We start from the raw sequence: 25,939 nt of genomic DNA on the forward strand, positions 1-25,939 counted from the left end.
AAGGAGGTTCTTACCATGCCCACTCACGCCACGCACGACTGTGTGCAACTTGTCCCCATTTTCAAGAATCTGGCGACCGACCAATTGGATACAATTGAATCCATTGTGCAGCATCACCATTATCAAGCTGGCGAAACGCTATTCAATGCGGATGACCCGTTAGATACCTTAATGATTGTTTCTGGTGGCCAAGCTAAAGTTTATCAACTCGCTGCAAATGGTCGCGAACAATTACTCTATCTTTTACAAACTGGTGATATTGATGGCGAAGCTGCCTTATTCGAAAATAAAAACCGGACTTCTTACGGCGAAGCTTTAGTCCCGACTGATGTTTGTAGTATCCGGCGTGAAGACTTTCAGGGCTTGATGCAGACCTATCCTAGTATCAGCCTGAACGTTTTGAATGTTTTTGGAAAACGACTAACTCAGCTAGAACGTCAAACAACCAGCACCGCTACTGAATCCGTTGAGGCACGATTGGCCAATTATTTAGTGGAAACTGCGGCTTCACTCAATGTTAAGGCTTTCAAACTCCCATTAAAGAAGAAAGATTTAGCCACCTTCTTAGGCACGACCCCCGAAACCATCAGCCGGAAGCTCACACGTTTTGAAGAGACCGGCCTAATTACCCAAAAACCGGGTAAAGTCATTCAACTTAATGATGTTGATCAATTGTTACTGGTTGATTGACGCCCATTGGGACACAAATAAACCGCCCGCAAAATTGTGGACGGTTTATTTTATTAAATTATTGAATTTCACCGACTACTTGACCAGCTGTTACTGCCATCTCATTGTAATTGACACTATGTTTCTCTAAATTTGTAAAAATTACCATTACATCGCTAACCTTGTTCTGCTTAGCTAGATAGTTTAGATTCATATTAACTAATTTAGTCGTCGCAGTTACTTTGTCACCCTCCGCGACTACAATATCAAAACCAGCCCTATTCAATTCGACTGTATCAATTCCAAGATGTAACAGAATTTCAAACCCGCCTTTAGTTTTTAGACTAATCGCATGTTTCGTTGGAAATATCGAAGTTATTTGGCCCTCAATTGGTGCATAAATAGCTCCATCTTTTGGTTCAATTGCGAACCCATCGCCCATTGCTTTACTTGAAAAAACTTGATCAGGAACCTTTTCGATTGCCTTAAGATTACCAGTCGCAGGTGCATAAATTGTCACTTTACGTTGTTTAAAAAAGCTCATAACTCATCTTCCCTTCAAATTACGGGACTAATATCGGAACCTGCTTGCCAATTATCTGATCAGTCCGATCAGAAATAATAACAACGTCGGTTAATTGAAAAGCTTGAACCGTAGCTATACGATGAAATTTACTGCTATCACAGAGTAAATATGTTTTTTTAGCATTATTCTTTATCAAACGTTTTTTAGTTGCCTCTGAAATGTTAGGCGTAGTGACTCCTTTTTCATCATCAATACCATTAACGCCAAGAAAAGCCCGATCGAAGTAAAGCGTACTGAGATTATTCTCAGTCAATGTCCCGCTTAACGATGAAATGGATGACGTATAGCGTCCACCTAACAAAATAATCGTCGCATTAAACTCCCGAGTAACATTAAAAATCGTTGTATTTGTCGTATAAATCGTAATATTCCGATCCAATAAATCATTCAATAGTAACGCACAGTTAGATCCCGAATCTACATAAATACTTTCACCATCACAAACTTCTTCAGCAGCCCGACCCGCGATTAGTCCCTTTTGCTTCGAGTGTAATTCTGCTTTTTGTGCCATTGGTAATTCTCGAGTGGTCGTGACCGCTTTGACACCACCACCATTTAAATACTCGATCTTACCTTCATTTTCTAGTGTCTTTAAATCTCGCCGCAGTGTTGAATACGAGACTTCTGGTAAATAAGCTTTAAGTTCATCAATTTTGACTAATTCTCGAGCTGTCAATAATTGACTAATTTTTTCTTGTCTTTCATATGGAATCATGTTGACCCTCCATAATATCTATCTAAGTAGTGTGAATCCCTTATATTATTAGTATTATCGCATATTATGGAAAGTTTTAAAAAATTATCACCAGACTACACTAATTTTTCTTCCCGTTTAGTAAACAGATAACCGAGCACAGTTGAAACAACAAACGCAATGGCTAGTCCAATAATCGCATTAATGAAGTTACTCCCATTCTTTTCAATAAAGGCTGGAAAAGTGGTAACGCTGCCAAAAACAAAAGCATTAGTAACGACCTTAGTCAGTCCAAGATAGGCACCACCAATTGCGCCACCTATGATTTGTGCTAGCCAAAGTTTACGATTCTTAACTAACAAGCCGAATAAAGTTGGCTCAATGATGGCCGACAAAGCAACCGTAATCGCCCCAGTTAAGGCAAAGCCTCGCAGTTTACTATCACGCGCTTTTAGCCAAACTCCCAATGTTGTCCCAATCACCGCAAAGTTGCAGGCAAATGTCCAAGGACAGATGTAGTCAAAACCACTGTTAGCAACATTATTAATCATAATTGGATTAACAGCCCAATGAATTCCCATGCTGACCAAAATACTCCAACCACCACCAACAACAGCGCCGGCTAAAATACTACTACGACCAATCAACCAATTAACAAAGGCTGCAATTGCTTCACCGCCGTAAACACCTAAAGGACCAATAACAATAATTGTTAACGGCACCATCACTAATAATGAAACCGCTGGTAACACAACCAATTTCAAGTTTTCCATAACGTGTTTATCCAGCCACTTATACAGATATGAGTAGGCCCAAATCGCCAAAATAATTGGGACTACTGTTGAATTATAATTCATTAAAACCGTTGGAACACCGAAGAAATGTGTCACTGCACCATTACCCGCTTTACCCATCAAAGCAATAAAATCTGGGTACAATAATGCCGATCCAATTAGTGCTGAAATATACGGGCTAGCCCCAAACCGTTTTGCAGAAGTAAACGCTAACAATACTGGCAAAAAATAAAAGACACTCATCGATGTTGCGTATAAAATGACATACGTCCCACTACCCGTCTTAACCCAACCTACTTGAGTAACTAAGATTAATAGACCACGCAAAATCCCAGAACCCGCTAAAGCTGGGAGCAAGGGTGCAAAGATTGCTGAAATCGCTGAAAACATTCGTGAAATGATACTACCCTTAGCAGCATTTTTTTGTTCATCAGTTAATTCAACCGGTGCATCACCGCGCTCAATTTTAACGGCCTTTTCAAACTCAGCATATAACTTAGGTACTTCAGTACCAATTAGGATCTGATATTGACCAGCTTGATAGACAACATTTAATACCCCTGGGATAGCTTCAACTGCCTTATCATCCGCTAATGACCGATCAACCAAATTAAGGCGTAAACGAGTGGCACAATGGGTCATATTACCAATATTTTGGGCGCCACCAACCGCTTTTAAAATATCTTGTGCCGCTTGTTTAAAGTCCATACTCATATCATTCACTCCTCATAGTATTATGCTGGATTATCTAGAAAGCCCATCATTAATTTTTGGACTTCAATGGCATCATTTTGATCAATAATCCGTTGAATTCGGTCAAGCCCAGCTTTATTTAGCAATGTATCTAATCGAGTCACCATTTCAATATTACGTTTACACTCAGCTGTCGCATTTTCAATTACTGGGAACGTATCAAAATACAACATACCATCATAATTGTGTTTTTTTAGATAGTATAAAAATTCTAAAGTTTTAAAGGGACTCGCCGTGCCAATCATTAAGCCATCGTCGTTCAACCCATAACCATCATTTAAATGAACACCGAATAATTGTTGCCGACTGCCAAATAAATCGGCGGCCATAGCAGGATTTTCATGTTTCATTAACATATGACAATAATCCAATGTCACCCCAACATTTTTACGATTAATTTCATTAATTAGCATGCCGTCAATCCCCATACTATCAACGAATGCATACCCGCGTGGCTGGAATGGCTTATATTCAATGCTAAAATTCAAATCTGGTGCGTAGTCCGCCATCGTTTGAAAAGCTTTCACCAACTGGTTCCAAAAGCGGACATAATCAATTTGAAAACTGTAGTCAAAACCATCATGTGCCATCCAAACCGTTACAACATGTCCCCCAGCCTCACGGCAATAATCAGCTGCATCCTTGCACAATTGAACTGCTTGCTCTTCAATTGCGGTATCCGTATTGCCTAGCTCGCCATTAATGAAATCTGACTTAAAACGAAGTGCAACCCCGTTAAGTTGCAAATCATTCGACTTAAGAAGCGCTTTCATTTCAACTGCTGAATAATCATTAATATGTTCTGGATAATTCAAGTCCACATGCGTTAAGCCAAGTTTGTGAAACTGTTGAAACACCTGCTGCATATCCTCATTATTTACTGGTAAAAACGAATTGATACGGGTTGCTAATTTCATTATTTTTCCTCCTCAATATTTAACAAAATTAGTATAGCACCATATTTTTCCGTTTACAATCATATTTTGTCATTTAATTCCATAATTATTCATTTTAGTTTTTTAAACCAGAAGCAAAAACCCACTTGCGTCATTAATCTACGGTATAATGAGGATTGTATTAGAAAATCAATCGAGGAGTGAATTTAATGGCAACAATCAGTCCAGCAGCAGTAAAAAATGACTTATATGACGCCGTCAATGGTGACTGGCTTAAGACAGCCGAAATTCCCGCCGACCATGCTTCAACCGGTGGCTTTATGGATTTAGTCGATGCAATTGAAAAAACCTTAATGCATGATTTTGATGCGATGGCCGCCGGTGACTTGGCGACCGATGATCCCCAATTAACTGAGTTCATTAAATTTTATCAATTAGCTAAAGATTTCCAACAACGTGACCAAGCTGGCGCCCAACCACTACTGCCTTATTTGAAACAAATCGACAGTTTGAGTGACTTCGCCGACTTACAACAACGCATGCCTGACTGGATTTATGACGGCCTACCGTTGCCATTTAGCTTAGACGTCGACGCTGACATGAAGAATACCAAAGTCAACGCCCTCTTCGCTCAAGCGCCTGGCACTATTTTGCCAGACAAGACTTATTACGATGAAGGCAACGAATCTGGACCAAAATTATTAGCCGTTTATAGCCACATGATGACTCAACTCCTTCAATTAACCGGTGCTGATGAAACCGAGGCACAACAAACCGTCGCTGATGCTTTGAAGTTTGACCGTTTAATTGTCCCTTGGGTTAAAAGTGCCGAAGAAAGTGCCGATTACAGTAAGATGTATAATCCACGGGCTTTCAAAGATTTTGCTAATGATAGTAAATACTTGGACTTAGCCGCCATTACTTATTCAGTGATTGCTGGTAATCCAGAAACAGTTATTTTGCCAGAACCTGCCTATTTTGATCACCTTAACGAAGTCGTTAATCCTGATAATTTCGACTTAATGAAGAACTGGATGAAGACAAAATTAGTTCAACGACTTAGTGGCTATCTAAGTGACGAAATTCGCACTTTAGGGACCACTTATTCACGTACGCTATCTGGGCAAGAGCAGCCACGTAGCCAAGCCAAAAGTGCTTATTATTTGGCTACCGGTGCTTTTGACCAAGTCGTCGGCCTCTATTATGGCCACAAATACTTTGGCGAGGCCGCAAAAGCGGATGTCCACCAAATGGTCACTAAGATGATTGGCGTCTATCAACGCCGATTACAAGCCAATACTTGGCTCAGTACCGCTACCCGTGAAAAGGCCATCACTAAGCTCAACCACTTGGGCATCCAAGTTGGCTATCCCGATAAATTAGAAGCTGTTTACACTAAGTTCAAAACACATACTGCCGCTGAAGGTGGTAGCGTATTGAGTAACGTCTTAACTTTTGGTCGGATTGCACGACAAGATATGTTCGCTAAGTGGAATCAAGCAACCGACCGGACTCGCTGGGAAATGAGTGCGGATACCGTCAATGCCTATTACCATCCATTCATGAATATCATTGTCTTCCCAGCCGCTATCTTGCAAGCGCCATTTTACAGTCTCAAACAGTCTGCTAGCGCCAACTATGGTGGTATCGGTGCGGTCATTGCGCATGAAATCTCACATGCCTTTGATAATAACGGTGCATTGTTTGATGAATTTGGGAACTTGCATAATTGGTGGACTGAAGCCGATACGACCCATTTTAAAGAATTGGCAAAAGCAATGATTACCGAATTCGATGGGCTTGAATTTGCCGGTGCCAAAGTTAACGGGACCTTAACTGTTTCCGAAAACATCGCCGACGCTGGTGGGCTAAGTTGTGCTGAGGAAGCTGCAAAGAGTGAACCTGAAGTTGATCTCACGGCCTTCTTCACCAACTGGGCCATGGTTTGGCGCATGAAAGCCACCAAACAATACATGCAATTACTGCTGTCCATTGATGTGCATGCGCCAGCTAAATTACGCGCTAACGTGCAACCAAAGAATTTAGATGATTTTTACACCACTTTTGATGTTCAACCCAGCGATCCAATGTACTTAGCCCCTGCTGACCGCGTCAAAATCTGGTAATGTCCCTTATTAAATCCGGGTTACTTGCCCGGATTTTTTAGTTATTGCGAGGTATCCGTATGTCAAAATTTGAAAAGTATCATCCGTTATTAACGCCCCACTACACGTTTGATTGGTTAACCAAGGTTCGAGTTAAGAGTGTCTTCACCCTTTATCAACAGATGAGCGACACCCAAACGCCGCCGACCATGCTAACAACGGCCGATCAGTTAAACCAAACTATGCGCGAGATTTTTCACGATCAAAAATTAGTTTGGGGAATTAGTACCCGGCCAACTGATCAATTCGTCGGTCAGGCTGGCTTTGATCCGATTGATCTCACTACTAAAACAGCCGTCCTCACCGTGACTGTTCTGAGCGCTCACCATCAAACTGCGGTTTTAACTGAGATTTATCAACGGTTAATCGCATTTGCATGGCATGAACTTCACCTCACCCACTTGACCGTGGTACCGGCAGCAGACGACATAATCACACGTCATCTTTTAGTACAGCTCGATTTTGTTCCCAAAACACCTGCGGCTCGTGCTTATGAATTAAAGAATTAATAACCTGCTATACCGACTCACAATCATAAGATTGTGAGTCTTTTTATATTAGGGCTTATTTTTAATAACGGTTTGAGTTATCATTCAAAGTCAGACCAATTTAATCATGATCAAACCACATAGTCGCCCTCGAAATCATTAGTATCCCTGTAATATCAGCATTCATTTATCACATAATTAATGAAATACTTTAACTTTCAACCCGTTTTTGGTTGCGTTTTCTTTTAAATCTAGTAAAATAGAATTGTTAACAAAAACATATTGTGCAATTGTGATTGTGAAGATAGACACATTAATTAAGGAGTGTTTTAAAATGAAAGTTATCGTTATTGGTTGTACCCATGCCGGCACCGCTGCGGTGAATCAAATTTTAGCCTCAAATCCAGAAACAGACGTGACTATTTATGAAAAAAATGATAACGTTTCCTTCTTATCTTGTGGGATTGCGCTCTACTTAGGTGGTCAAGTCGCCGATTCACAAGGCTTGTTCTACTCAAGTCCTGAAAAGCTTGCTGAACTTGGTGCCACCGTAAAAATGCAGCATGACGTCACGGCCGTAGATGCCAAGGCTCATACTGTCACAGTAACCGACTTAGTGAGTGGCAGCGTTTCAACCGAACACTACGACAAATTAGTCGTTACAACCGGTTCTTGGCCAGTCATCCCGCCAATCGACGGCATCAACAATCCCAACGTTTACCTTTGCAAAAACTGGGGCCATGCGCAAAAGCTCTGGACCGATGCTAAAGATGCCAAACGGGTGATTGTCATTGGTGGTGGCTACATCGGGACCGAGCTAGTAGAAGCTTACCAACACCAAGGTAAAGAAGTGACCTTAATTGACGGCTTACCACGAATTTTAAACAAGTATCTAGATCAAAATTATACTGATCGCATCGAAAAGGACTTTACTGATCATGGGATTAAGCTCGCCCTTAGTCAGATGGTTAAAGGCTTCAGTGGCACTGATGAAGTGACCGTTACGACTGACCAAGGTAGCTATACCGCTGATATGGCGATTCTCTGTGTTGGCTTCCGGCCTAACACTGGCCTGTTCAAAGGCCAACTCGAGATGTTACCAAATGGCGCCATTAAAACTAATGATTACATGCAAACTTCTGATCCTGACATTTACGGTGCTGGTGATTCGGTTGCTGTTCACTACAACCCAACCCACAAAGACGCTTATATTCCGCTAGCAACTAATGCTATCCGTCAAGGAACTTTGGTTGGCTTAAACCTTTTCAAACCAACTCGAAAGTATATGGGAACTCAATCAACCTCTGGCTTAATGCTCTTTGGCAAAACGATTGTTGCTTCTGGGATGACCCTAGAACATGCTCAAGCAGAATCAATTCCAGCCGCAGCTGTCACAGTCGAGGATAACTACCGGCCAGAATTTATGCCAACCACTACCCCAGTCTTAATGCAATTAGTCTACAATCCTGAAACTCGCGTTATCTTAGGGGCCCAATTCATGAGTGACTATGATGTTTCGCAATCTGCAAACACGATCTCAGTCATGATTCAAAATAATAACACGATTGATGATTTAGGCTTCGTTGATATGTTCTTCCAGCCAACTTACGATCGGCCATTTAACTACTTGAATATTCTTGGTCAAGCAGCAATCGCCCAAGCTGAAAAACAAGTTCACGCTTAAACGTCAAAAACCACTAAGGCCCGACGATGATTATCGCCGGGCCTTAGTGGTTTTTTGTTAGCTAGGTGCGTTACTCAATGTCCATGTAATTTTACCCGAATACGATCCCGGCGTCGCCGCCGCATTAGTTTCGATTAATAAACCAGTATCCGCCGTCCAATCCTTCATCACATCGTACTCATCGCTGTCACTAGTACTTTTGTGACTATCAATAACCGTACCAGCCCCATTGATTATGGTCGACTGGTCACCATTTTTATAAACAATCTGACTAGGTAACGTTTGTCCGTCTTCATTGGTAAAGTCACCAGCGCTAGCTTGTAATTGCCAACTAGACCCTTTACCCCGTTCATCAGAAACCACTAATTGCCAGTCGTCTTCGCGGGTAGCAGTCTGAGCTTTTCCATTAACGGTAATCGCTGCGAATTTACTAGTTGACGCAATCGTCTTAAATCCAAGCTCACCACTACTAACCTTAATCGCAATCGTCACTTCATTTGATTCATTTTCATCTTCATCAATAACATGAATCTTCAATTCGTTATCACCAACATGCAGTTGATCCGCTTTGAGGACCATGCTGAACACCCCTGACTCATCGTCATCACTCATTTGGAATGAATCAAGTTTTTCACCATTCAAGCTCGAATTGACTGTTATCCAGCTATTCTTAATTTGTTCAGAATCTTCCGCAAACACAAATCCAGTGATTTTTAAGTCGCTACCGTTATCAATGGTATAAGATTGTTTCGGAATATAGAGCTGAATATCTTGGTCAACGGTCACCGTATAATTAGGTGCCGTCGTACTCGTTTCAAATTTGTCACTCGTAAAGGTGGCATCTGTCGCCGTTGTAGCCGTATTAATCTTCACCTCGTCAGCTTGCCCCTTCAAGGTAATCACCGCATTAGGATTGGTAGTCGACAACGCCTGTGCCAAATCATACGTCACACTACTAGCACCGGCAGTGGGTGCATTGATACTTTGGGTCTCACCGTTAGCATAGGTAATGCTAGCTGATGAGAATGTAATGCCAGTTGGCAACTTTAGATTAGCTTTGATCTGATCCCAATTAACCGCACCACTTTGATAGTCTAACTTGTATTCATAGGTCACCTTGTCTTTGGCCTTCACCTTTGAACCAGTGGTCACAACTTTATCTTTGGTCGTATCAGTCACTTTTACATCCGCAGTTACATCTAGTAAGTTGGGCAAGGATTCAAATACGACTAGGCTACTCCCAGCATTACTCCCATTGGTCCCAACAAATCCCCAACGGACTAACCCATCACTACTCTTAAATTGACTCGTATCCACATCCTCAGTTTGTGTGATAACATTCGCATTAGCTGACCCATCAGGATTAACATCGTTAAACGCATAGGTCATCGTCTTCGCACTAGCATTCCATTTTAAAGTCAAGTGGTGCCAGGCACCATCCGTCAAGGACAAACTTGGTTTGGCGTCAATATGATTTTGGGTAAATAGATACCGATCAGCCCAAAGGAGTTGGGTGACCTTTGTCGCCGTGTATTGATCGGCCGAACCGGGATACCCGGCGGCAATATGCTGGCCTTTAATACCGACATCAAACGCCGACCCGCTCCCTGCATCACTATATGATTTCGAGGTGTTAGAATACGTATCAAATTCTAACGCCCAACTATTTTGAATCCCAGTTGCAGCAATTTCAGCCGCATCTGTCCGTTGTTTGTCATCATCAACGCCCCAAACCCCCATCGTTTCACCGATAATGGTTTGTTTCGTATAACTCGATGCGGCGCCGGTACCATTGGCATCATTTTGCATCACAAATGCCAACCCATCGCCCGCTTTGCTCGTAGAAGTCCCCAGATAAAGCCACATTTTCAAGGTTGCATCTTGATTAATGTCAAAACGATTGGCATCCGACGACCATGCGCCACCCAGTTGCTTTTTCGCACTATTAATCTCAATAGCTTCAGTATTAGGCGCGGCCGCATTAGTTACTTTCTGAATGCTGGCACTGTTTTTAACCCCATTTGTAAAGGTTTCTGGTAACGTAAATAACTGACTCAATTGGTTCAATCCTTTTGGAGCAGTCGTTAATGGGGCAGCCGCTGCTTCAGCGGACCCGTCAACGGCTTGAACACGCGCGGCACTCGCCCATAAACTAGCCCAGATGATAAATCCGGCCAATAATAGTCTTCGTACTTGACGCATTTGATTAGCTCCTCTCCCTAATTAATCCTGATTGCGACGACGATTCTTGAGTAATAACCAGATAATAAGTCCCAGCAAAGCGACAATAATCACACCAAGACCCACGAACCACCAGAAGTAGTTACGTTGTTGCACCTGACCAACTGCCGTTTTATTCAAGCTATCAGCCTTTTGCTGACTGATCGTAAAATTACGGGTAAACTGCCATTTGTATTTGCCATTGTCCGCCGTTGCCGTTAAATGCAACGTATATTTTCCAGCTTTTAAAGGCTGCTTGCCATCCCCAATCGCAAAGTTGAAATTACTATTGGGGGCCATCGCCATATTTTCTTTATTCGTTGTTAATAGCTTTTTAGTCGAATTAACACCAGTGACATAACTCTTAATCTTGAGCCGATGCATAATCACGGGTTGATTATTTTGTAGATTAGCCGTGACATAATTCTGATAGTTAATTTGCTTCGCCTTAATCCCCAATAACTTCATATTAGGTTTAATGGTCTCACTAGTCGTTTCATGTAATTGCAGCCCAATAACATAGGCATACTGATTTTCAATCGTCATACCACTGGATTTTTTGGCAGTTGCCGTATCTTCCTGAGTGACATTGATTCCACCTAATGCAATCCCAGTAAATGCTTTTTTGGGTACGGATAACTTGATAGTCACTGCCTTAGTTGACTTGGCTGGAACATCAACCTTTTGGCGCTTTGGCAAAGCTTGTTTAATATCAAATTTCAATGACGCATCGGCCTTAGCCTGATACCGACTATAATCGATGACCCCGTTACTATTAGTGCTTGCCCGATTAGGCGAAACAATATAAGTATGGGCCTGACTATCTTTATTCTTAATCTTAATCGTTAAGTCTTGTGTCTGGCCGGGACTAACTTTCAGATCAAAGTAAGAAACATCTGTATTCACTTGATTGTCAGGCAATTCCGCAGCAACACTGTAGTTTAGATTGTCCGCCTTAGCAACCATAGTCAAGCTGCCAAACATCACACTTAGGATGACGCTTAATTGCCAGAATATTTTTTTCATCACTATATTTACCTTTCTTTTTCAAATCATTACTTATGTATCCGGGCGAGGTGCCTTAATGACGGCGCCTCGCCCGACTAAATTTAGCTCGGTGCGTTAGTCAATAACCACGTTAGTGTGCCGGTATAACGCCCATCTTCAATGGTTGGATCGTGTAAATGTAAGGTTGTCGGAACCGTGCCCCGATTCATAACTAACAACCATGTTCCCAAACCTGTGTTAGGCGCCGCAACTAGTACATTATTTACCTGACCAGCTATTAAATGACCGGTATTAACTAACTTTGGCGCTGAACTCACGTTAACTCCCACGGGTTTAATTTCAACCGAACCTAAATCAATTGTCGCATGTAATTCACGGCTAGTACTGCTTGGTGGACTAGGATTAACCTGTAACGTCCACCCAGTCGCACTAGCTCGCCGATTAGAAATCTGAACCATCGCCCGTTGGTTCTGGGCTGGTACAGCTACTGGCCCTTGTTTAATCGAACTGGGCTCAAACTTTAAATTACTCAAATAGTCAATCGTTAGGTCACCTTGCGAACCAGTACCATCGACATTACCTGGATCAACTTGATCACCTGGATAGGGTCGATTTGGATTATCTGGATCAACTGGTGCAACGGCACTATCATCCGTATTAGGCGTAATTTCAATTTTTACTTGGGACTGATGAGTCGTGGCAACCTGACCCACTAATGGCATCAGTAACCAGCTGCCGGCGAGCGTACTGCCAGCTAACGATAACCACGTTAAGGCCCTTACCCTATGCATCAGCTACACCTCACTTCTCGCAGTGAAATTTCAACTGAATTAACTTATGATTACGATGGTGCGTTCGTTAAAGTCCATGTTAAGGTTGATTTGTAGGCGCCCGCTGAATTCCCAGCAGGAACATTTAAACTAACATTGTCTTTATCATGGGTCATGGTGAAAATCCCAATCCCTTCACCAGCATCCGCTGATAAAATCGATTGATTCTCTGTATTAACAGTCACATCTTGAGCAACCGGTGCTTTTGAGGCATTACTTGTATCTGTAGCAGCTACCTCGCCACTAGCTAAACTCAAAGTCGCACCTCTTAATGTTCCAGTACTACTATCAAAGCTCGTCCCTTTAACAGCTACATGCCAACCATCTGTGTTCCCTGGATTGGTCACTTGGGCTAAACCAGAAACCGATGTAGCAGTGTAAGTTTCAGTTGTTAAACTATTGGTATTAGTCCCAAGATTAATATCCGGTGCCGAGTCTAAGGTAATATCTTTGTTAGTTTCGTCCTGTGTTAATTCAATTTCAGCAGTCGTATCTTTGCTAGTGTCTGCAGCTTGGGCAGCCAAAGGTAAAACGGTCATTAGTGAAACTCCTGCAAGTAGTGTTCCGATATATTTCTTCATCATGATTGCTCCTTTATTTGTCGACGGCATTGCCACCAGATTCTGATCAATAGTCCTAATAAACTAACTATAAGTAATGCGATACCACCTAAGACCCCGGCTTGACTACCACTTAACTGTGGCAGTATCCCCGATAACCGGCCTGCTTGCATCGCATCGCCAGCTGCATGTGCGGTTACGGTAATATCATAGGTGCTTTGTTGAACATCAGCCAACGCATTAAGCGTCCAGCTACCATTTAATACGGCTGCTAGTCCGCTCAGCAAAATTCGCCACCACATCTTACCATCACACCCTTCGCTTGGCTTTACAATTAATCGCTTAGTCAACTTAAATGTCAGTTACTAATAGTTAACATTCGTTAGCGCTTCCCTATCAGCAACGAAAATATAGCACGGAACGCAAATCGCTGTCAATTAATTAGGGGCGTTAACTATTGGCTAAAAACACACTTCTAACGGTCTTCTGAGGCATTTCTCATTTTTATAAAAAGATAAAAATAGTTATACAAACTACTTTAATCAGTTTGGTAACAGCATTTTTAAGCAACTAATAAATCAGTTTTTGAAAAAGTCAGTAACCCCATTTAACTAATTAACCCGTTAACATTATATTGTTATTAAAGTTTAATGTGACCAGCTATTAGTCATTTGCTTTAATTACTATAACCAACAATCCTTAATATAAAAATGGAATGTTAACGGGTTCATTGTTGCTATATATAGCTTATGTTTCTAAATTTCCAACAACTGTAATGACAATTAAGTTGCAAAATATTTTCTTTTATGAATCACACATTTCAATATTTGATTAGAACTTGCTATAAAAACAAAAAAGATTATATTAAATACAACCTTTTTTGTTTTTCCATGTTAACCAATCAACCATGAACACTGCTAATCCGGCCCTTTCCATATGGTATACTAAGAAAAATAAGTGATTTAATCAGAAGGAGACCCTGATCTTGCCTGCCAAGAAAACCTTTAACGACGACCAAGTCATCACCCAAATCATGCAGTTGTTTTGGCAAAACGGCTACTACCATACTTCAATGGATGATATTGTTACTAAGAGTGGTGTCAAAAAGCAAAGCCTCTATAATGCTTTTGGTGATAAGCACACCCTTTATCTCAAATCCTTGCAGCGCTACCACCAATTAACTTTAAAGGCTTGCGCACAAGCGATGCAACCGCTAGAACAAGCTGGCGAATCCCCTTTAACTATTCTCATGATGCTATTTAGCCGTGAGTTAGTCACGTCGACTCAACCGACTGGTGACTTAATGGCCAATGCCATCGCAGAATTTGCCACAACAGACGCCGCCGTTACTCAAGCCGCTGAACACTTCTATACGGACTATTTAACGTTAATGGCTGCTGTTATTTTGAAGGGGCAAGCCAGTCAAACCATTAGCAATGCCCAATCCAGCATGGTTTGGGCGCAAAGCTTATTGGAAGCTCGAATTGGCTTGCAAACCCGAATACGACAGGGACAAAAACCCGATATTACGCAACGTCAGCAAGCGTGGACCGCATTACTTCAGGTCTAATCAAATAGGGCCTTTGTTATCCGTATGACCTAGTAACAAGTACTAGTCACAGCGTTTGGTCTCACGTTTCAACCTGTAACTTGCAGTCGTTCAAAAGAGAATCCGGCAAAAGAAAATGGTTGCTTCAAGAATTTGTGAATTCTTGAAGCAACCATTTAGTCTCTACCATCAAAAGTGCTGAAATCTACACAACAAAAGTCAGTTTAGACCCGTTCTCTTTTGTTTCACGTGAAACAATTAATCAAAGGCCAGTTGATAGTGAACCTTGCTTTCACCATTACCATTTGGAATAACTTGTAATTGCGCCGGTAATTGACTTTCAAGCTCACTAACATGACTAATAATCCCAATCATGCGTGATTGGCCTTCCACTTGCTGCAACGTTTCCATGGCCATTTCTAAAGCTTCTTCATCTAAAGAACCGAAGCCTTCATCAATAAACAACGCTTCAATTTTGATGCCACCGGCCTGCGCTTGAATAACCTCAGCCAACGCTAATGCTAAGGACAGCGCAGCCACAAAGCTTTCACCACCTGATAAAGTATGCACACTTCGAACTTTGCCGGCATTATCATCATAAATATTGATTTCAAGACCACTACCATTCCGGAAGGTCCCCAACGCCGTCTCTAGTTGGAATTGATAGCGTCCACGCGTTAATTGTTGTAACCGATGATTAGCTTGCCGCAGAACTTTTTGCAGATAAGTCCGTAATACAAAGCGTTCTAAGCTTAACTTTTGTGCGCCGCTACCGTTAGTGACATCAGCTAACTTAGCCAGTTGGGCCAACTCAGCTTGTTGATCACGAGCCTGAGCTAACGCCGCTTGCATTTTAGCGACTAAGGTTTGATTGGCTTGCAATTCACGATCCAAATCATAATATTGATGTTCAATTTGTTGTTCGGCCGCCGTCGCCGTTGTGACAGCTAATGCCAAAGCAGCCAAATCTGGCTGTGGCTGCTTACCAATCGCTTGTTGCACAGTCGCAAGCCGACCTTGTAATGTTGAAAGTTGTTGTTCAAACTGATTAATCTGCGCCCGCAAAGTAGCCAACGTGGTGACTGCCTGTAATTGCTGATTTAGCCGTTCAAAATCAACGTGCGACCAGGCTGCCTGCATAGCTGCCGTTAAGGTTTCAGTCGCAGTTTTAACTTGGTGTTGACTAGCGGTTAAATGGCTAGCCGTCGTTACTAATTGTGCCTGGACGGCCGCTAATTGTTCATTGATAGTCGTCACGGCTTGATTAGCTTGCTGCATCGCCGTTTCATAATCAGTTTGCGCCTGTGATAACTGCTCTAAATACTGATTTAGGGCCGTCAAGGTTGGATAATCCGGTGCTAATTGCTGTTGTTGATCAGCTAACTGCGTCTGTAATTGTAGCCCTTGTTTTTCAGCAGCAGTTAGGACCTGTGTCACTTCAGCTTGTTGTTGCGTTAATTGATCGATTGTTGGTACCAACTGAGTCAATTGGGTCTGGGCCTGTTGCGCAGCGGTCACTTGCAGCTGATTGTCAGCTTGTTGCGTGGTCAGTTCGGCCTGCATGGTAGTTAGTGCAGCGGCTAACTGTGCGACCACCGTCGTCAAAGTTGGTTGCTTCGCTTGAATCAATTCGGTCAAAACAGCGGTTAACTCATCCAGTTGTGATTGCGCCGCCTTAACTTGTTGTTGGTCATTTATTAATTGCGTTTGTGCGGTCGTCAACGTTTTCGTGGCCTGCATACTTTGTTTTTGAGCTGTTTTCACATCAACCTCAGTTATGGTCAACGTATCGCTTGGGGCCGGCTTGGGATGCGTCGTCGAACCACACACCGGACACGGTTCATTTGGCAATAAGCGCTGACTCAACAAAGCAATTTGTCCGCGAGCCCAATCACTATCTAATTTCCGATAGATTGTCTCGGCCTGAGTCGCCTCGGCCGTTTGCTGCGTCACCACATTTTTCTGTTGCTCACAAACTACCTTTGCTTGGGTTAGCTTAACTTGTTGACTTGTGACCGCCGTCAATTGTTGCGTAATCTCAGTTAAATCGCGTTGTTGATTACCCAAAGTGGCTTGCCTCGTTAATCGACTAGGTAATTGGTCACTCAGAGCCGTTAATTCAGTCTGTTGCTGCTGCAATTGTTGTTGCCGCTTGGCCAACTCAGTTGCTTGTTCTTGAAGGTGTGCCACTTGTTGGTGTGCCTTATTTACCGCTATCGTCGTCTGCTCAACTTGTTCATATAGCCCCTTTTTAGCGGTTAATGTCGTCAAACGTTGCTGTCGGTCATCGGCAATAGGCTGTTGGTCTGCTAGCTGCTGTTGCGTTGTTTGTGCTGCTTTTTGTTGGACTTTCAAGCTGGCTTGCTGATCAATTAACTGTGTTTGCGCCGTCCGTTCAGCTTGTACTCGGCCCTGTGCAGCCGTCAATTGTTGCTGAACTGGTGCTAATTGCTGCGCCCATTCTAAGTGCTTCACCTGTTGCCGTTGTGCTTCAATCTGTGGCATTTGTTGCTTTAATTGGGTCTGTTCCATCGTTAATTGTTGCTGCGTCGCGTACTTTTCAGCCAGTGCCTGCCCGGTCGCTTCAGCTTGCTGGACCTGCTTTAAGGTCTGTTTAGCAGTGGTTAGTGCTGTATTTAAGGCTGTTCGTTTAGTCACTTGCTCGGTTTGCCATGTTAACTGGGCTGTTACCGCTGCCTGTGGTGCCAAATCAGCACCGGTCATTTCAGGAGGCCATGTTAATTGTTGTTGATACGTGGCCAACGTTTGCGTGGTTGTCGCATTAGCCTGCTGTTGTTGCTTTAGCTGTTGCTTCAGTTGCGCCGCCCATCGGCCATATAGACTCGTCCCAAAAATTCCGCGTAAGACTTTTTCTTTTTCATCACTATTAGCCATTAAAAATTGGCGAAATTGGCCTTGTGGCAAGAGCACGATTTGTGAAAATTGAGCTCGCGTCAATTGTAACAAGTCCCTAATATGCGTCTGGACCGCATTAACTTTCGTATATTCCGCAACCGCCTGACCGCTGGCATCAAAAACCGTTAAGGTCACGGTAGCCGGCTGATTATGTGTCCCAGTGCCCCGTTTTTTTGCAACTGTTTGCTCAGGTGACCGGACGAGCCGATAGGTCTGTCCCTGGTGTTCAAAATCAAACCTAACTTGGGTCAATTCATCAAACGTCGCAAAGTCGGACCGCATTTGTTTGACTTGCCGGTCGCCCCCCGACGTACCGCCAAATAACGCAAAACACATGGCATCAAAAATCGTCGTTTTACCAGCACCCGTTTTACCACTAATTAGAAAGACTGGAAAATCATTAAATTTCGTGAAATTAATCTTTTGATGGCGAAACGGACCAAAAAAATCAAGTTGTAAGGTTAAAGGTCGCATCGGTTATTCCTCCTGATTGGCTGCCGTTAATGCTTGGGCGGCCCACTTTTTTTGTTGCGCACTAAGGGGACTAGTCGTCGTTTGTTCAAAGAATTGCGTTAACAATGCCATTGGATCCAAGTTTGGGTCCAGTTCAGTTATCTGATTATCGGTATTGATTGGACCATCAGCACGCTCTAATTCAATAATATTAGGATAGATTTCCCGTAATGCAGCCATGACGTTAGGAATAACGGCCTGGTCAGTTAACCGAACAGCTAAATAATCAGCCTGTTCTTGTTGTTGATAAAATGCGGGATCAGTTAGTGTCGCAAAGGCTCCAGTTAACACCCGGACATCGTGGATTGGTGTTACCGGCTTAAATGTGACTTTAAAAGGTGCAGTATCAACAACCCAGACCCCTTTTTGTTGCTGGGCTTCTGAGACGGAGAACTTTACTGGCGAACCGCTATATCGCACACGCTCAGCATGTAAAGCATCTTTACCATGCAAATGGCCTAACGCCACATAATCAAATGGCGCGAGCAAATCAACTGGAATTGCATTCAATCCCCCAACTGTTATCTTAGTTTCTGAATCGACATGTTCACTACCAGCCGCAAAAAAATGCGCCACCAAAACATGTTTTTTTGTTGAATCGAAGCGCGCCACCATAGCTGCCACTAATCGTTCCATTCCTGCTAACGCCGTTGTTAAATGCTGGTCATCGAAGTACTGTCGCGCTGCGAACGGTTCAAAATACGGCAATAAGAAAAATTGGGTATCCTCGAATTCCACTGGTGTGACTGCCTGACTTAACGTCGTATTGAGGTAATAATTGGTCGCTTGAAACCAAGGACTCCCAGTTCGCAACCGGGTTGCGCTATCATGATTACCACTAATTGCCAACACCGGTAATTTAGCTTTTAAATTTAAATCAATCAACATATTGTCTAGTTGGGTCACTGCCCGCTCACTCGGAATCGACTGATCATACAAGTCCCCAGCAATAACGACTGCGTCCACTTGTTCATCAATCGCAATTTGTTTAATCTGCTGATAAGCCGCCTGCTGTTCCGCAGCTAGATCAAACCCATGTAGTTTCTTGCCAATATGCCAATCAGCTGTATGTAAAAAACGCATGTTTATCGTCCTCCTAAAAATAGTTAGTTCCATTATAAAGCAGCTAGCACATTAATTAACTCAGTTAGGATCATTTACATATTAAGTTCGTTAAAATGACAAACTAGCTATGCTTAGAATTACCTCACTAAGTAAAATCAAAAAAATTATTATTGAATTAAACGTTTAGAACTTTTAATTATAAAAACGCTTATTTATCAGCAAAGAAATCGTTTCCATTAACATCATATTTATTGTGTTTAATTTATCGAACTCATCGATATAATACGTATATTACGAGCAGTCCATTTTAAAGTATTGTAGAATAGTCAATAGGTTGTCATATTATAAAAAGGAGCGTGAATTTCATGCGCAAATATCTAGCCGAGTTTCTCGGTACATTCATGCTGGTCTTTCTTGGGACTGGCGCCGTTGTAGTTGGTAAGGGTGGCGTCTTAACCATTGGTTTAGCCTTCGGGTTAGCGATTACGGTTTCAGCTTATGCTTTCGGTGGCATTTCCGGTGGACACTTTAACCCAGCTGTCACTACTGCAATGTTGATCAATCGTCGCATAGCCGCTCGCGATGCCTTGGGATACATCGTCAGTCAAATCTTAGGGGCAATTGTTGCTTCGGCCGCAATCCGTAGTTTTGTTAGCGCCTTGGGCCTTGCAACCAACTCACTTGGTCAAACAGACTTTTCAAAGATCAACAGTGGCATGGCCTTCTTCGTTGAAGCCTTAGTGACCTTCTTATTCTTAATGGTCATCTTAAATGTCACCAGTGCCAGCCACGGTAACAGTGACTTTGCCGGCTTAATAATCGGGGTTACGTTAGGTTTCTTAATTATCGTTGCCTTGAACTTGACCGGTGGTTCATTAAATCCCGCTCGTTCAATCGGCCCAGCACTCTTCGCCGGTGGCACTGCGCTCTCACACTTATGGGTCTACATCTTAGCCCCTGAAGTTGGCGCAATTCTAGCCGCTTACTGCTCACGTGCTTTGGGTAGTGAAGACTAGCACTTAAGTTAACATCAAAATTAGTTCAAAAATAATACCGCTAATCGGCCCTCGTGCCTGTTAGCGGTATTATTTATTTTCGGCGCCAGTGTCGGTACCATTCGTGTAGCGTCCCAATTACCAGACCGACAATGACAATGACGGCCGTGACGTAACCAAAAATCCCAATATTAGTAATCCAACTATTATCCGAGTGACTTTGAACCAATAAAGAAGAGCCCACAATCAAAGCCGCTAAAATCACCGCTAAAACAACCTTATTGACCATTGAATCAATCCGATCGATAAACATTTTACGGTGTGAAAAGACAATATTCACCCGTGTCTGTCCATTTTCAAAAGTATCTAAAGCCGCTAACAATCGTGACGGTAACTTCGGCGTATCTCGTAAGCCCTGTGCTGTCGCTAGCAGCCCATCTTCCAACTCATGTTGTAAATTAAAATTCTCGCGAATATATTGGCGGGCAAAGGGACGGGCAACATCCATCATCGACAACTTGGGGTCCAACGTTTCGACAATGCCTTCAATCGTGCCAAATGCCTTACCAAGTAACGTCACTTCAGAGTTAACCTGAATATTATTACTCCGACAAACTTTGACCATTTCAAAAATTAGTCCTTGAAAATCAATATCGCCTAATCCAGAATTATAATACTGCCCTAAAAATGGTGCTAATTCACTAAAGAAAGCTTCTTCATCCACTTCGCCGGTGCGATTAGAAATCGCTAGAATGGCTTTGCCAACTTGGCGCGTATTTTCGGTCGTGACTGCAACCACCACGTTCGCAATCCCCGTCATCAAGGCTGGACTAATCGCTCCCATCATACCAAAATCCAAGTAGACTAACCGGTATGGTGGTACTGAACGTTGCCCTAAGCGCCCTTTTTTCCGGAGAACCGTTTCGTGATAGCCAATATCAGTTGGCGCTAATTCACGTAATAAAATATTACCAGGATGCGGATCAGCATGAAAAAAGCCATCCTCAAAAACTTGTTTTAAAAAATTGGTAACTAATACTTGTGCCAGATATTGTCGTTCTTCATCATATTGATGATCATCAGCCGCATCCGCTGCAATGACTTGCGCCATAAAATGCTGAATACTGGTCCCAGCCATATATTGATTGACTAAAACTTTTTGAGTACTATATTTCGCATAGACCCGGGGCACACGAATAATATCATCTTGGTTATTCAGTCGATAAAAGCGTGTCCCATTTTTCACTTCAATACTCGTATCTAATTCGTTAAACAATGACCGCTTAATTTCAGCTACCATTTCTCGTAAATCAACCACCGATGAATCTGGAATATACCGTAAAAGCGGCAAAGCCCGTTCAAATAATGAAATATCCAATGTCACTTCGGCATCAATACCGGGATGTTGCACCTTCACGACCACTTTTTGACCGTTAAGTAAGGTTGCATGATGGGTTTGCCCCATCGAAGCAGAAGCAAACGGCTGCTCATCAAAAGCCGCAAACATCTGATCCATTGACTGATTGGTCTGAGTTTCAATGGTTTGCTTGACCACTTGGTAATCATCCGCACGAACATTATCCTGTAATTTTTTGAATTCATTGGCAAATTCTGGTTTAACAATATCAGTTCGCGACGATAAAATCTGACCAATTTTAATAAAAGTTGGCCCGAGCTCTTCAAAGGCTGCCCGTACCTGGCTTGGATGCTTCTGCCGAGCTAAATTACTGAGGACATTATATTTTCGTAACACGCTCACAATCGTGCGAAAACGCGTATGTCGATTTTGGTTAACTCGCCATTGTGGTTCTTCAGTCGTGGTTTTAGCCATTTGAAGGCCTCCGATTCAGAAATTGAATTAAGTCTATTATCCATCTTTCCATCACAATACGCACGACTTAAACTGTCTTTCCCCAAAAAAGAAACCGTCTCGACGCCAGCTACTAAATAATCGCTGCAAGAATTGGACATTCTTACAGCGATTATTTGGTCTTTATTCAAGTTTAATTTTTCAATTCTGATCGATTTGCCAATTCCCACGTGCAGTCACTCGTGGTTCAACACGACCTAAGTCTAACTCCTGTTCAACCGCCTGTTGGCCGACCAAATTCAAATAATTAAATGGTTCGTCAAAATTTGGTTGGAACAACATGTCGATATAAGCCAAATCATCAATCGTATTCTGATTTTGAATCATCACCGAAATCGTGTTCGCTGATTGAGAAACATCGTGCTTACTCCAAAATTGCGCACCTAAGATTTGGCGCGTTTTATAATTATAAACGAGATCAATCAATAGGCGTTCTGCCGTTGGCATATAGGTTGGCCGCCAAGTCCCCTCAAAGATCACATGCCGAACTGGTAACTGATCACGTTGTGCCGCCACGTAGGTCAAACCAGACGTTGCCAGGGTAGTGTCAAATAACTGCATCGCTGAAGTGGCCTGCGTGCCCACATACGGCTGAATATCACCAAAGACGTTGATTCCCGCTAGCGCACCTTGCCGTAGCGCATTCGTGGCTAATGGCGTATAGGCGGGCTTGCCAGTCGGATTATAGTTCACCACACAGGCATCGCCAGCCGCGTAAATATCTGGATCTGACGTTTGAACGTAGTCATTAATAATGAGCGCACCATGCCGATCCATCTTCACTTGGCCCCGTAATAGTTCGGTATTCGGCACAAAGCCGGTACAAACAATGGCTAAATCAGCCGTATAGTCACCTGACGAACTCTCAATAACCAGTTGCCCGGCGTCATTATCACTAAAACCAGTTACCCGTTCATTTAAGTAGACTTTAACTTGATAATCCCGTAATAACTGAACCGCTTTGGTCGATAGCTCAGGGCCAATATAATTATTCAAAATTTGATCATGCGACTGAAACAAGGACACATCATGATCGGTTGACGCATAACTTTCAGCTAATTCAGTTCCCATGTACCCAGCACCGATAATTGCGATATGCTGGTTATCTTTAGCGGTGGCATAGATAGCCTGGGCTTGCTCATAATTCTTACAGAGCAGGACCTTTGATTGGTCAATCCCCATGATGGGCGGCACTACCACTGAGGAACCGGTCGTCATGATTAACTTGTCATACTGGTCATCAAAAACTTGACCAGTTTGCATATCAGCCACCTGCATCGTCTTATTTTTCGTATCAATCCGTAAGACATTATGCTGTGTTCTCACCGTGGCCCCAATCTTTTCCAAGGCTTCGGGTGATGAATAAAACATGTCTTCTAAGTGCTTAATTTTCCCAGTTAAATATAAATAAATCCCACTAGAAACAAATGAAATATTATCGTGCCGTTCATATACCGTCACCTGAGTATCCGGATGGCGTCTTAAAATTTGCTTTGCCGCTGCGGTACCAGCGTGCGTACTACCTACAATAATAACCTTCATGTGATACCTTCCATTCATAAAAATAAACTTAACTAATTAACATAAAATTAATGACCCAAATGATAAAATTACAACCTCATCTCGATTTTTTAATACTAATGCTAATTAATTGATTAGTAAACCACAAGGCGTTATTAAAAGATATAAAATTTTAAGTTTATTTTTATATCGTTACCATTTAATCGCTAGCTAGTACCGTTAAGCGGCTAGTTTAAAGCAGCTAGCCTAGGTTAATCCCTTGGGCTGGCCGCTTCTTTAACTAAGTTAACTCGGTTGTGCCTGTAGTGTTGCTTGCGTGGTTTGGGTCGTTTTTAGCACCTCAACTTGTGGTGAAACGTGCCCATATGCAGTCGGCAAAACCGCTTCATAATTATCAGTATTAGTGACAATCAACATCACGGTTGGATCATATCCCGCTGCAATAATCGCATCCTGATCAAATTCAACTAGCAACTCACCTTTTTTAACCCGCATGCCTTGGTTCACATGACTCTTAAAATACTTACCTTGTAATTCAACCGTATCAATCCCAAGATGTAACAGGATTTCAGCGCCATCATCTGAAGCAATGCCAATCGCATGTCCCGTTGGATAAGCAACCCGCACAATACCACTCACTGGTGAATAGACCTGCCCATCTTGACTCCCAAATGCAACTCCTTCACCTAAACTCAGTGAAGCAAAGACATCATCTTTAACCTGTGTTAATTCAAAGCTAGTTCCAGTCACCGGCCCCATTAATGTTTCATTATTTTGAATGCGTACTTTGTCAGTCACAGTTGTTGCCGGTTCATCGGCATCTTGATACCCAAACAGGACCGTTAGCACTGCGCTACCTACAAAAGCTAACCCAATTGAGATTAAAAACGCTGTAAATCCTTTACCAACAAATACTGGGATACTGAGAATACCAACTGGAATTGCTGCCAACGCGGATGTTCCGGCTGCACCGGTGATTCCCCCGGTAATTCCACCCATGATACAAGCAATATAGAACGGCTTTTTATACTTTAAATTAACGCCATAAATTGCCGGTTCAGTAATACTAAAGAATGCTGTGATTGCCGCAGACAAAGCGGTTTGTTTGATATCAGCTCGTTTCGACTTGAGAAAAACACCAAAAGCTGCGCCCGCTTGCGCAAAGTTCGCCGCGCCAGTCATGCCGACAATCGTATCACTGCCAAACTTAGCAATATTTTGGGTGATAATCGGTATCATGCCCCAATGAATCCCGAAAATAATCAGAACTTCCCAGAGACTCCCAAAAATAATACCCGTAATCATCGGATTGATTTGATAAATAGCCAGATACCCTTTAGCAATCGCATCACCTAAATAAGTCATCAAGGGACCAACTACGATATAAGTTATTGGAATAGTCAATCCCAAATCTAACATCGGCGTTAAAATATTACGAACATTTGGATGTATCCGTTTACATAATTGATCAATTTTCGACATCAAATAAATCGCTAAGATAATCGGTAACACCGAAGAAGAATACGTCGCTGACACCACTGGAATTCCTAAGAAATCTAGATTAGACCCGCGACCAAAAATAGTCACAATACTTGGATAAAGCAATGAACCGGCGACGACTAAAGCTAAAAACTCATTCACTTTGAATTTCCGCGCAGACGACAGGGCTAGCAGGAATGGTAAAAAGTAAAAGACAGCATCACCCATCCCATTTGCGATAATGTAAGTACCACTTTTTTCACTCAGTCCAAATTGAACCGCCAGCATAAGAATACCTTTCAGCATCCCACCACCGATTAAAGCCGGTAATACCGGCGTGAAAATTCCCGCGATCAAATCAATCGCTTGATTGAGGATATTCCCTTTGGGACCATCATTGTCAGAATTCGATTCGTCAGCGTCATTCAACTGCGGCACAATCTGATCATACACATCAGCAACTGTATTCCCAATCACTACTTGAAACTGGCCGCCACTTTTAACGACTGAGACAACGCCTGCTATACTTTCAATACTCGCCTGATCGGCCTTGCGCTCATCTTTTAATTTAAAGCGTAGCCGCGTCGCGCAATGCACTAAACTATTAACATTATCTTTACCACCAACACCAACCAATATCGCATTGGCAGTCTCTTTAATCTTATCACTAGCCATATCTAAGCC

Annotated in this window: 20 protein-coding genes; 6 read left to right on the forward strand and 14 right to left on the reverse strand. The window is 42.6% G+C overall.

The window, feature by feature from the left end:
- The first annotated feature begins 15 nt into the window (after positions 1–15).
- The gene (locus tag C5Z25_RS06350; protein WP_105451868.1) at positions 16–690 is read left to right on the forward strand and encodes a Crp/Fnr family transcriptional regulator; all 675 of its coding nucleotides are present in this window, start codon (positions 16–18) and stop codon (positions 688–690) included.
- Between the two features lie 58 nt (positions 691–748).
- Here the strand turns inward: C5Z25_RS06350 and C5Z25_RS06355 are convergent, their stop codons facing one another.
- From C5Z25_RS06355 to C5Z25_RS06370, 4 genes are all read right to left on the reverse strand, one after another.
- A complete protein-coding gene (locus C5Z25_RS06355) occupies positions 749–1,213 on the reverse strand; it encodes a PTS sugar transporter subunit IIA (protein ID WP_105451869.1) in 465 nt (154 codons plus the stop codon).
- Between the two features lie 19 nt (positions 1,214–1,232).
- Positions 1,233–1,970: a DeoR/GlpR family DNA-binding transcription regulator gene (locus C5Z25_RS06360; RefSeq protein WP_105451870.1), complete on the reverse strand. Its 738-nt coding sequence runs from the start codon at positions 1,968–1,970 to the stop codon at positions 1,233–1,235.
- Between the two features lie 95 nt (positions 1,971–2,065).
- The gene (locus C5Z25_RS06365) at positions 2,066–3,451 is read right to left on the reverse strand and encodes a PTS transporter subunit EIIC (protein ID WP_105452853.1); all 1,386 of its coding nucleotides are present in this window, start codon (positions 3,449–3,451) and stop codon (positions 2,066–2,068) included.
- A gap of 26 nt (positions 3,452–3,477) precedes the next feature.
- Positions 3,478–4,413 (reverse strand): sugar phosphate isomerase/epimerase family protein, encoded by a 936-nt coding sequence (locus tag C5Z25_RS06370; RefSeq protein ID WP_105451871.1) that lies wholly within the window; start codon positions 4,411–4,413, stop codon positions 3,478–3,480.
- 188 nt (positions 4,414–4,601) lie between these two features.
- Here C5Z25_RS06370 and C5Z25_RS06375 point away from each other — a divergent pair, with 188 nt between their 5' ends.
- The 3 genes from C5Z25_RS06375 to C5Z25_RS06385 all read left to right on the forward strand — a co-directional run bounded on the left by C5Z25_RS06375 (position 4,602) and on the right by C5Z25_RS06385 (position 8,729).
- Entirely contained in the window at positions 4,602–6,518 is a 1,917-nt protein-coding gene (locus tag C5Z25_RS06375) for a M13 family metallopeptidase (RefSeq protein ID WP_105451872.1), read from the forward strand.
- Positions 6,519–6,577: 59 nt separating this feature from the next.
- Positions 6,578–7,066, forward strand: coding sequence for a GNAT family N-acetyltransferase (locus C5Z25_RS06380; protein ID WP_105451873.1), 489 nt, complete (start codon positions 6,578–6,580; stop codon positions 7,064–7,066).
- A 313-nt stretch (positions 7,067–7,379) separates the two neighbouring features.
- Positions 7,380–8,729 (forward strand): FAD-dependent oxidoreductase, encoded by a 1,350-nt coding sequence (locus C5Z25_RS06385; protein ID WP_105451874.1) that lies wholly within the window; start codon positions 7,380–7,382, stop codon positions 8,727–8,729.
- 57 nt (positions 8,730–8,786) lie between these two features.
- Here the strand turns inward: C5Z25_RS06385 and C5Z25_RS06390 are convergent, their stop codons facing one another.
- From C5Z25_RS06390 to C5Z25_RS06410, 5 genes are all read right to left on the reverse strand, one after another.
- Positions 8,787–10,931, reverse strand: a complete 2,145-nt coding sequence (locus C5Z25_RS06390; protein ID WP_105451875.1) for a lectin-like domain-containing protein — start codon at positions 10,929–10,931, stop codon at positions 8,787–8,789.
- A gap of 21 nt (positions 10,932–10,952) precedes the next feature.
- Positions 10,953–11,975, reverse strand: a complete 1,023-nt coding sequence (locus C5Z25_RS06395) for a WxLIP family cell surface protein (protein ID WP_105451876.1) — start codon at positions 11,973–11,975, stop codon at positions 10,953–10,955.
- An 83-nt stretch (positions 11,976–12,058) separates the two neighbouring features.
- The gene (locus C5Z25_RS06400) at positions 12,059–12,748 is read right to left on the reverse strand and encodes a WxL domain-containing protein (RefSeq protein ID WP_105451877.1); all 690 of its coding nucleotides are present in this window, start codon (positions 12,746–12,748) and stop codon (positions 12,059–12,061) included.
- Positions 12,749–12,798: 50 nt separating this feature from the next.
- Positions 12,799–13,368, reverse strand: coding sequence for a WxL domain-containing protein (locus C5Z25_RS06405; RefSeq protein ID WP_105451878.1), 570 nt, complete (start codon positions 13,366–13,368; stop codon positions 12,799–12,801).
- Positions 13,368–13,649 carry a cell surface protein gene (locus tag C5Z25_RS06410; RefSeq protein ID WP_105451879.1) on the reverse strand — a complete coding sequence of 94 codons (282 nt, stop codon included), beginning with the start codon at positions 13,647–13,649 and terminating at the stop codon, positions 13,368–13,370. Before C5Z25_RS06410 ends, C5Z25_RS06405 begins: the two co-directional genes overlap by 1 nt.
- Before the next feature lie 683 nt (positions 13,650–14,332).
- Here C5Z25_RS06410 and C5Z25_RS06415 point away from each other — a divergent pair.
- On the forward strand, positions 14,333–14,917 hold the full coding sequence (locus C5Z25_RS06415) for a TetR/AcrR family transcriptional regulator (protein ID WP_105451880.1): 585 nt from the start codon (positions 14,333–14,335) through the stop codon (positions 14,915–14,917).
- A gap of 237 nt (positions 14,918–15,154) precedes the next feature.
- On the opposite strand, the gene C5Z25_RS06420 is transcribed toward C5Z25_RS06415, so the two are convergent.
- Positions 15,155–18,286: an AAA family ATPase gene (locus C5Z25_RS06420; protein ID WP_105451881.1), complete on the reverse strand. Its 3,132-nt coding sequence runs from the start codon at positions 18,284–18,286 to the stop codon at positions 15,155–15,157.
- A 3-nt stretch (positions 18,287–18,289) separates the two neighbouring features.
- Entirely contained in the window at positions 18,290–19,408 is a 1,119-nt protein-coding gene (locus tag C5Z25_RS06425; protein WP_105451882.1) for an exonuclease SbcCD subunit D, read from the reverse strand.
- A gap of 347 nt (positions 19,409–19,755) precedes the next feature.
- Here C5Z25_RS06425 and C5Z25_RS06430 point away from each other — a divergent pair, with 347 nt between their 5' ends.
- On the forward strand, positions 19,756–20,406 hold the full coding sequence (locus C5Z25_RS06430; RefSeq protein WP_105451883.1) for an MIP/aquaporin family protein: 651 nt from the start codon (positions 19,756–19,758) through the stop codon (positions 20,404–20,406).
- A 73-nt stretch (positions 20,407–20,479) separates the two neighbouring features.
- Here C5Z25_RS06430 and C5Z25_RS06435 read toward each other — a convergent pair whose 3' ends face one another.
- The 3 genes from C5Z25_RS06435 to C5Z25_RS06445 form a co-directional block, all read right to left on the reverse strand.
- Positions 20,480–22,216 carry an ABC1 kinase family protein gene (locus C5Z25_RS06435; protein ID WP_105451884.1) on the reverse strand — a complete coding sequence of 579 codons (1,737 nt, stop codon included), beginning with the start codon at positions 22,214–22,216 and terminating at the stop codon, positions 20,480–20,482.
- A 180-nt stretch (positions 22,217–22,396) separates the two neighbouring features.
- Entirely contained in the window at positions 22,397–23,797 is a 1,401-nt protein-coding gene (locus C5Z25_RS06440; protein WP_105451885.1) for an FAD-dependent oxidoreductase, read from the reverse strand.
- A 264-nt stretch (positions 23,798–24,061) separates the two neighbouring features.
- A complete protein-coding gene (locus C5Z25_RS06445) occupies positions 24,062–25,930 on the reverse strand; it encodes a beta-glucoside-specific PTS transporter subunit IIABC (protein WP_105451886.1) in 1,869 nt (622 codons plus the stop codon).
- Between the last annotated feature and the right edge of the window lie 9 nt (positions 25,931–25,939).

It is taken from the genome of Lactobacillus sp. CBA3605 (assembly GCF_002970915.1).
Classification (GTDB): Bacteria; Bacillota; Bacilli; order Lactobacillales; family Lactobacillaceae; genus Lactiplantibacillus.